This is a genomic window from Sphingobium olei, assembly GCF_042678845.1.
Classification (GTDB): Bacteria; Pseudomonadota; Alphaproteobacteria; order Sphingomonadales; family Sphingomonadaceae; genus Sphingobium; species Sphingobium olei.
Window position 1 is genome coordinate 1 of record NZ_JBHTLS010000081.1, and the last position, 8349, is coordinate 8349.

The 8349-nt window shown below is 62.8% G+C and carries 7 protein-coding genes and 1 pseudogene; 1 reads left to right on the top strand and 7 read right to left on the bottom strand.

All coding sequences use genetic code 11. From position 1 onward, the window contains the following. Positions 1–92, top strand: a pseudogene (locus ACFQ24_RS04795) (integrase catalytic subunit); the annotation flags it as partial. Here the strand turns inward: ACFQ24_RS04795 and ACFQ24_RS04800 are convergent. The 7 genes from ACFQ24_RS04800 to ACFQ24_RS04830 form a co-directional block, all read right to left on the bottom strand. After that, positions 81–455: a hypothetical protein gene (locus ACFQ24_RS04800; RefSeq protein ID WP_380909379.1), complete on the bottom strand. Its 375-nt coding sequence runs from the start codon at positions 453–455 to the stop codon at positions 81–83. The pseudogene ACFQ24_RS04795 and the gene ACFQ24_RS04800 sit on opposite strands and share 12 nt — an antisense overlap. Positions 456–759: 304 nt before the next feature. Continuing rightward, a complete protein-coding gene (locus ACFQ24_RS04805; RefSeq protein WP_380909381.1) occupies positions 760–2280 on the bottom strand; it encodes an acetyl-CoA hydrolase/transferase family protein in 1521 nt (506 codons plus the stop codon). 84 nt (positions 2281–2364) lie between these two features. Further along, positions 2365–3669, bottom strand: coding sequence for an acetyl-CoA hydrolase/transferase family protein (locus ACFQ24_RS04810; RefSeq protein WP_380909383.1), 1305 nt, complete (start codon positions 3667–3669; stop codon positions 2365–2367). Then, positions 3666–5411, bottom strand: coding sequence for an acyl-CoA dehydrogenase (locus ACFQ24_RS04815; RefSeq protein ID WP_380909385.1), 1746 nt, complete (start codon positions 5409–5411; stop codon positions 3666–3668). The genes ACFQ24_RS04810 and ACFQ24_RS04815 overlap by 4 nt, the downstream gene beginning before the upstream one ends. Positions 5412–5514: 103 nt before the next feature. Continuing rightward, on the bottom strand, positions 5515–5970 hold the full coding sequence (locus ACFQ24_RS04820; RefSeq protein ID WP_380909387.1) for a MarR family winged helix-turn-helix transcriptional regulator: 456 nt from the start codon (positions 5968–5970) through the stop codon (positions 5515–5517). 145 nt (positions 5971–6115) lie between these two features. Further along, positions 6116–7147, bottom strand: coding sequence for an alcohol dehydrogenase AdhP (gene adhP, locus ACFQ24_RS04825; protein WP_025290500.1), 1032 nt, complete (start codon positions 7145–7147; stop codon positions 6116–6118). Positions 7148–7201: 54 nt separating this feature from the next. Further along, on the bottom strand, positions 7202–7924 hold the full coding sequence (locus tag ACFQ24_RS04830) for a universal stress protein UspA (protein ID WP_380909389.1): 723 nt from the start codon (positions 7922–7924) through the stop codon (positions 7202–7204). Positions 7925–8349 lie beyond the last annotated feature (425 nt).

An 8349-nucleotide genomic window follows, 5' to 3' on the forward strand; every position in this document is an offset into this window, starting at 1 on the left:
CACCGGAAACGGCGACACCGCCATATCCGGCCTCCGGTTCCGCTTCGCTCCACCTCCGTCCGAATATGGCGGCGATGGGCTTAATCCACTAACAAACCAATCGGTCCACTCGGTGGGGGCAGATCAAGCTTGCGGTTGAGTATGATGAGATCGGCAAGCGCCGCCGCCTCGATAACGGCCTCAGCGGCGAAACCCGTCACATCGCTCCAGCTCCACACGACATCCTCGGACACCAGGCGGGCTTCAAGACTAGCCTTGTTGGCGGCTTCACGGTCGCGTTCGTCGCCAAGTAGCATGGCCGACCCGATACCGTCATAGTCGCCCGCGATACTCGGGACCATCGTGACATCGATGCAGGACAGGTGGCCGTTCAACGCCCGGGTCAGGTCGAGCGCCGCCTGCAGCCGGGCTTCCTGACCCTCATCGTCATGTATCAGTAAAAGGATGTTCTTCATCGTCACCTCCGTCTTGATGGGCGGAAGCTAGGACTGCAGAATCGCCGGCAATATGCGGGATATTACGGAGATGAATGGTGCGCGCAATGTCACCATTGGAGCTTGCGAACCGGCAGGTCTGATGCTCTCGTCAGTTAGTGGTTGTAAGCAAAGTCGTCTTCGAGTATCTGACAAGCTCTTTCGCGTGTTCCCCATCAGTGCTCCGCATCTCTGGCTTTTAATCGCGGTCAGATCGATATGCTTCACCACATCAAACGTTCATCAAGACCGATGTGGCTGCGTCGAGAAGATGTCGGACAATTGCTCAGCAATGGTGCAACATCGACCCGGTTTCGATAAAACGCTGATGCCAGGACAGGGCCTCGCCCGGCAGGGAGGGCGATTGCTGGCCGTAGGAGCCTTCGCGCGCGCGGCGGTAATAGTCCGCGAGCGCGGGCCGGTAGTCGGGATGCGCGCATTTCTCGATGATGAGGGCGGCGCGCTGTTTTGGGCTGAGACCCCGGAGATCGGCAAGCCCCTGTTCCGTGACGAGCACCTGAACATCCTGGCTGATATGATCGACATGGCTCGCCTGTGGCACGATCGCGGAAATCTTGCCGCCCTTCGCCGTGGAAGGCGTGACGAAGATCGAGACATAGGCGTTGCGCGCGAAGTCGCCCGACCCGCCAATGCCGTTCTGGATGCGCGATCCCATGACGTGGGTCGAATTGACGTTGCCGTAGATGTCGGCCTCGATCAGCCCGTTCATTGCCAGGCAGCCGAGCCGCCGGATCAGTTCAGGATGATTGCTGATTTCCTGTGGCCGCAGGATCATCTTGTCGCGATAGCGGCTCATGTCGGCATTCAGCCGCGTCGCGGCCTCCGGACTCAGCGAAAAGGCGGTGGCGGACGCCATGCGTAGCTTGCCCGAATCCAGCAGGTCGAGCATCCCGTCCTGGATGACTTCGGTATAAGAGGTCATATTCTCGAACGGGCCGGTGACCAGCCCGGAAAGCACGGCGTTGGCGATATTGCCCACGCCCGATTGCAGCGGAAGCAGCGACGCGGGCAAGCGGCCCTTGGCGACCTCGTGCCGGAAGAACTCGATCAGGTGGCCGGCAATGGCATTGGCGGCCGCATCGGGCGCGGCGAAGGGCAGGTTGCGGTCTGGCGCATCGGTCTCGACGATCGCGATGATCTTGTCCGGGTCACAGCGGAAATGGGTGTCACCGATACGGTCGTCTGGGCGGACCAGCGGGATCGGCACGCGGTGCGGGGGCAGGGCGGTGCCGTAATAAATGTCGTGCATCCCTTCCAGGGCCTGGTTCTGCCAGCGATTGACCTCCAGGATTACGCCTTGTGCGCGGTCGAGCCAGGTCTTGTTATTGCCGACCGAAGAGGATGGGATCAGCGATCCGTCCGCCCGGATGCCCGCCACTTCCACCACCGCGACGTCGAGCGGACCCAGAAAGCCCTGCCACGCCATCGGCGCGACCTGGCTCAGGTGCATGTCGAAATATTCCATCTCGCCGCGATTGATCTTGTCGCGCGCGATCGGATCGGAATTATAGGGCAGGCGGAACTCGATACCGTTTGCCTTGGCTAGCGCACCGTCGAGTTCGGGGCCGGTCGAGGCGCCCGTCCAGACCCGGCAACGAAAGCGTTCGCCCGCCCCGTGTGCCGCCTCGATCCACTTGGCCAGCGCCACGGGCACTGCCTTGGGATAGCCCGAACCGGTGAAGCCGCTCATGCCGATCGTCATGCCATCGGAAATCAGGCTGGCGGCCGCGTCCGCATCCATGATCCGGCTTGCCAGGCCGGCATTGGCGATACGATTTCCCTGCATTTCATTCTCCCATTTCCTGGCAGCCGCCCCGAACCCAGCGGGCCTTTCATTCTCATTTGGATAGAGCCATCCCGGAAGGGTGGCTTATTGTGGATGTGCCAGCGCATCCCGAAAGTCCGGGTGCGCAATGCCGATGAGCGCGCGCGCCCGTTCGCTGACGCTCTTGCCTTTAAGATCGACCCAGCCATATTCGGTGACAATGATGTGGGTATCGTTGCGCGGCGTCGTCACTGGCCCGGACAAAGCGGGGACGATGCGCGACACCGTGCCGCGGGCGGCCGTCGAATGGCAGGCGATGATGGACCGGCCGCCGCTCGACGCATAAGCGCCGCGAACGAAGTCCAATTGTCCGCCGGCGGCGCTGAACTGGCGCCCGTTCATGAACTCCGAATTGCACGCGCCTTCCAGGTCGACCTGCAGGGTGGCGTTGACAGAGACCATCCGGTGGTTGCGGGCGATTACCGCGGGGTCGTTCACATAATCGACCGGGTGGGCCTCCAGCAGGGGATTGCCGTCGATAAAGTCGTAGAGCGGCGCATCGCCCATCGCGAAGGTGAAGACCGAACGACCGGCATGCCGCTGCTTGCGGCTGTTATCCACGACCCCGAGGCGCATGAGCTCCGCCATGCCGGGGGTCATCAATTCGGTATGGATGCCCAGATGCCGATGGCCGCGCAGCGCCGAGCAGACCGCGTCGGGCAAAGCCCCGATACCCATCTGGAGACAGGCGCCGTCCTCGACCAGTCCCGCGATGATCTTTGCGATCGCGAGATCTTCTGCGCCGGGGGTCGCCTCCGGCAGCGCGAGCAAAGGCGCGGCATGCTCGACCAGCGCCGTCACCTGCGAGACATGGATCACACAATTGCCCTGGACCCGCGGCATGTGCGGATTGACCTCCAGAATGACGCGACGCGCAGATCGGGATACGGCAAGGGCGTAGTCGGTGTTGGTCCCGAAGCTGAAATTGCCGTCCTCATCCATCGGCGATACGGTGACGAGGAGCGTGTCGACGCCGATATGCTCCGTAAGCATGCGCGGCACCTGGCTGAACGCGACCGGGATCACCTCGACCAAAGGAACGTTCTCGCGAAGGCCGATCGCATCAAGAGCGCGTTCCACTCCGCTGTGGAACAGGCTGACGGGCCGGATGCGATCACGCAGTTCGTAACGCAGCACGGTCTCGCCGGCGATGGCGGTGGCGAGCATGTAATAGAGCGAAATGTCCGAGACTTCGCCCGCGCCGGCTCGCTGGGCCAATGCCTCCAGAAGCGCCGGGGGTTGGGAGACGCCGAGCCCCATCGCGACCTTCGAACCCGACGGGATCAGAGCCGCCGCCTGGCCGGGGGAAATGCGCTTGCTGGTGTAAAGGGACGCGAAGAGATCGCTCATGCCGCCAGTTCCCCAGCGGTCAGGGCATAAAGCGGGGCTGCGCCCGCCAGCGCGGCGGACTTCAGGCCTGTCGCTTCGGGCACGATCTGGTCGAGATGGAAGCGGGCTGCGGCGATCTTCGACTTGAGGAAGGCGGGATTGCCTTCGCCTTTGACCATCAGGGCCGCGGCAACCCCGGCTTGCCGGGCCATCAGCCAACCACAGGTCAGAGTCGCCAGCATGGTCAGGAACGGAGAGCTTCCGGCCAGGCGGTCGTTCACGCCCGCCTCGTTCAGCATCCATGCGGCGATCTGCTCGACGGCATCGGCCAGAGTGGCAAGCGTGATCTCCTCACTGATTTCCGCACGGATGTCGGCAACCAGCGCCCGCAGCGCCGCGCCGCCATCACCGGTCAGCTTGCGCCCAACCAGATCAGCGGCCTGGATACCGTTCGTGCCTTCATAGATAGGGGTGATGCGGGCATCGCGGTAATGCTGGGCGGCGCCGGTCTCCTCGATGAAGCCCATGCCGCCATGCACCTGCACGCCGAGCGACGCGACCTCGCAGCCGATGTCGGTGCCATGCGCCTTGACGAGCGGCGTCACCAGATCGACCCGCGCCTTGGCCGCCGCGTCGCCCATATGGGCGCGGTCGACCTGACCGGCCGCATAGTAGAGCAGCGCACGCGCGGCCTGGGTCTGCGCTTTCATCCGCAGGAGCATCCGGCGCACATCGGGATGCTCGATGATGGCGACGGAAGCCTTGCCCGAACTGCCGTCGGCGCTGGGCGACTGGATACGGTCGCGGGCATAGGCGATCGCCAACTGGGTCGCGCGCTCGGCCACCTGTACGCCCTGATTGCCGACATTGATCCGCGCATTGTTCATCATCGTGAACATCGCCCTGATCCCGGTGCCTTCGGGGCCGACCAGTTCGCCGACACAATCGTTATTGTCGCCATAGGACATGACACAGGTGGGAGATGCGTGGATGCCCAGCTTATGTTCGATGGACACACAATGGACGTCGTTCAGCACGCCGGGTTCGCCAGCTTCGTCCAGTCGGTATTTGGGGACGAGGAACAGCGAAAGGCCTTTGGTTCCCTGCGGTGCGCCGGGTGTGCGGGCCAGCACTAGATGGACGATATTGTCGGCCAGGTCATGTTCGCCGAAGGTGATGAAGATCTTCTGCCCTTTGACTCGCCAGGTGCCGTCCGGTGCCTGCGTGGCGGTGGTGCGTATCGCGCCCACGTCCGAACCGGCCTGGGGTTCGGTCAGGTTCATGGTCCCGGGCCACTCTCCCGTGATCAGCCTGGGCAGCCAGGTGGCCTGCTGCTGCGGGTTGCCATGGGCGACCAGCGATTCGATCGCGCCGGGGGTCAGCATGTTGACCAGGGAGAAACCCATATTGGCCGTGCCCAGGTCCTCCATGACCACCGTCGCCAGCGAAAAGGGTAGCCCCTGTCCGCCGAACGCCACCGGGCCTGCGAGCGTGCCCCAGCCATTGTCCACAAAGGCCCGATAGGCTGCCCGGAAGCCCTCCGGCATGGTGACGACACCATTGTCCCATCGCGCTCCGACCGTGTCCCCTGAACGCAGCAGGGGCGCATACTCCCCCTCGGCGAAGGCAGCAGCGCCCTCCACGATGGCATCGACCATGTCTTCACTGGCTGCTGAAAAACGCGGATCGGCGCCGATCTCGCCAATCCGCGCGATGTGGGTAAGCACAAAGCGCTGTTCATCAACGGGAGCCGAGTAGGTCATGAAATCCTCTTCCAGATATAGGCTTCAAGGTTCCTCTTTCGAGGCGGTGTCTTCCTAGATATTGATGTCGTGCTGCGGATTTCAGTTGGCTTCACCCCTCCGGCTACTCCAGGTCGGATGGCTCACTCATCCTGTTTTCGAGAATCCTGAAAATGCGCTGGGCCGCCTCGATGTCTTCGTCGGGAACGCCCGCCAGCAGCGTGCGGCGCTGCCGCGCGAACCGGGCTTCGACATCCGCTGCAACCCGCCGCCCCGCGATGGTCAGATACAGATTCCTGGCACGCCGGTCGGCCGCATCTTCGACCCTCTCCACGAGGCCCAGCGCACATAGCCTGTCCAGTTGCCGAACGAGGGCAGGACCTTCCACGCCCAAAGCTTGCGCCAGACTTCCCTGGCGCGTTCCCTCTCCCATGCGGCTCAATATTGCGAGGGGGATAGCGCTCGAACCCGACAATCCCAGGTCATCGACAACCTTGTCGAGTTGCCGGGAGTAATGGCGCCCCAACAATATCAGTCCGGTCGTCAACTGCTGCTCGCTCAGGGTGCGCTTGGCTGCCATGTCAGATTGATAACGTGATAATTATTAACCTGCAATCTATTGTCACGCAGGAATTTTGCCCAGCCGAGCCGTGCTATCTCTTCAATACGAAGGATACTCGTTGTCCGGTTGACCCGAGCAACCGGATCAATCGTGCGGCGCCTGTTCATGCTGTCAGATCGAGAACGACGCGGCCCTCGATCTGACCTTTGTGCATGCGCTCGAACACGGTGTTGATGTCCGACAAGCCTGCCGTCTCCACCGTCGCTCGAACCTTGCCCTGCGCTGCAAAATCGATCGATTCCTGCAGGTCGAGGCGCGTTCCCACGATCGAGCCACGCACGGTGATGCCGTTCAGCACCATGCCGAAGATGTTGAGCGGGAAATCTCCGGGCGGCAGCCCGTTGAGCGCGACTGTGCCGCCGCGGGCGACGACGCCAACGGCCTGCGCGAAGGCCTTCTCGCTGACTGCTGTCACGAGGACGCCGTTCACGCCCCCGCCGGTTTCGCGCTTGATGACCTCAGCCGGGTCTTCGTTGCGGGCATTGACGGTGATGGTCGCGCCAAGTCGCCGGGCAAGATCGAGCTTGGCGTCATCGATGTCGATCGCCGCCACATTGAGCCCCATCGCCTTGGCATATTGCACGGCCATGTGGCCCAGCCCACCGATGCCGCTGATCGCGACATAGTCGCCGGGCTTGGTATCGGTCATCTTCAGCCCCTTGTAGACCGTGACGCCGGCGCACAGGATCGGGGCGATCTCGATGAAGCTGATGTTGGCGGGCAGATGGCCGACATAATTTGGGTCGGCGACGACATAGTCGGCAAAGCCGCCATTGACGGAATAGCCGGTATTGAGCTGGGTTTCGCACAGCGTCTCCCAGCCGCCGAGGCAGTGGACGCAATGACCGCACGCACTGTAGAGCCAGGGGACGCCCACCCGGTCGCCCTCCTTGATATGGGTCACGCCCGCGCCAACCTGCGATACGAAGCCCACGCCCTCATGGCCGGGGATGAAGGGCGGATTGGGCTTTACGGGCCAATCGCCTTCGGCGGCGTGGAGATCGGTATGGCAGACGCCCGAGGCCTGGATGGCGACCTGTATCTGGCCGGGACCTGCTTGGGGTACGGGCACTTCGTCGATAGTCAGCGGCGCGCCGAACTGGCGGACGACCGCGGCCTTCATGGTCTTAGGCATTGGGTGTTCCTTTCGGAGGGAATGGCCTCGCCTCAAGCGGCGAGGGCAAAATTATCAGTGGCCGAGAATGAGCGGCAGCTTGCTGGTGCTCAGCATTCGGCGTGTCACGCCCCCGAACAGGGCTTCGACGAGCCGGTTGTGGCTGAATGCACCCATGAGGCAGTAACTTGCCTCCCATGTGGCGGATTCCTCCGCGATGATATCGTCGGCATGCCGGTGCTTGCCGGCGACGCGCCTGATCGTGGCATGGACGTCGTGGCGTGAAAGATAGGCGGCCGCCTCTTCGGCGGGGACTCCTTCGCCTCCATCATCGATCGTCAAGAGCATGACCGCCGCGGCGAGCTTGAGGAGGGGTATGCAGGTCCGCATCGTGGCCGTCACCGGATCCGAGCCGTCCCAAGCGATCAGTGCGCGGCCTGTGACGTCGAGGCTTCGGACATCGTCGGGCACAGCGACCACCGGTGTCCCGGAGCGAACGGCGATCGATGCGGTGACGCCGCGCATGTCCGGCTCTGGAAAGACATCGAGCTTGCGATTGACGACGATGAGGTCGGCAAGTCCGGCCGCACGGGTAACGCATTCTGCGAGACCGCCGCTGCTCTCGATCCAGTTCCATTGCACGCCTTCATGGGCCAGCCTCGCCTCGAGCGTCACGCGATTGGCGGCTTCCCGCTCCCGCTCGTCCGCCATCAGCATCGCGGTTGCGGCGCCGCCCGAATAATCGCCAGCGATCACTTGCACCTGCGCGACGTCGAGACAGGTCAGATGGCCTTGCAAGCGCGCGGGTGATGTCGAGCGCGGTCTGGAACCGTGCCTCCTGTCCCGCGTCGTCGTGCACGAGGAGCAATATGTTCTTCAATTCCCGTCTCCATCCACGCGGCATCCGCGTTTCATTGATACGGCTATGCGGGTTCGATTGACCCTGTAATTAGTAAGTCTACGCATCCTCTATTCAGAGGAAGTCGTCATAGACCACATGGAGATCCGTTCGGGAGACAGCACATGCTGAGACTTTGCCACGAATCTCGCCCGGTCGCGGCAAGCGGTCTAGAAGGTCGGTCAAGACGAGGGTCAGTGAGGTGGTCCCGCCTTTTTGGACAGTTTGGCGGCGAAGTTAAGCTCATCCCTGTTGTGATTATGCCGCCAGTTTGGTCATCAGATCATGGGGGGCATGCCCCTCATGATCTGTTTTGTCGATCCGC